General features: G+C 64.7%; 1 protein-coding gene. It reads right to left on the bottom strand.

Annotation, left to right across the window (positions count from 1 at the left end):
• Nucleotides 1-406, bottom strand: a 406-nt coding sequence (locus tag AC1RL8_RS31245) for a hypothetical protein (protein WP_493196668.1), incomplete at its 3' end; no start/stop codon positions are given.
• Nucleotides 407-535: the final 129 nt, after the last annotated feature.

Genomic DNA, 535 nt, shown 5'->3' with positions numbered 1-535 from the left:
CCGGCGGCGGACTCACTTTCTTTTGCTTCGCCAAAAGAAAGTAAGCAAAGAAAAGGCGACCCCACTGTCTGCGACCCCTTCGCTTCGCTACGGGGCAACCTGCGGTGCTCACGTTTCGCGGGGTCTCGCAGAACTCGCTTCGCTCAAACAGCTGCGAGCCCTGATCCGCGAAACGCTCCGCTCCTCGGCGCAGCCAGAGGGGAGGGGAGCTTCGGGCCGTCGCTTCGCTCGGCCATGCAATACCAACAGCCGAATTCAATGCCCGTGCGCGCGGCTTCGCCTGCGCGCGGCTCCTTGCCAACAGCAAGGGCAACGCCAACGGCAACGGCAACGGCAACGGCAACACCAACGCCAGCGCCAGCGCCAGCGCCAGCGCACCAACCAATCCCAGCCGCAGCAGGCGCAAAGCGCCTGCTGCGGCCCACTGGCCGAGCGAAGCGATGGCCCGTAGGTATCCAAACCCCTTCTGTATGCGCCGAGGAGCGCAGCGTTTCGCGGATCAGGGCTCGCCCTTGTTTGAGCGAAGCGAGTTTGG

The sequence above is a fragment of the Variovorax sp. GW822-FHT04E09 genome (assembly GCF_058800845.1).
Note: the sequence above shows the minus strand (reverse complement) of the source record. Positions and strands in the feature narration are given on the sequence as shown.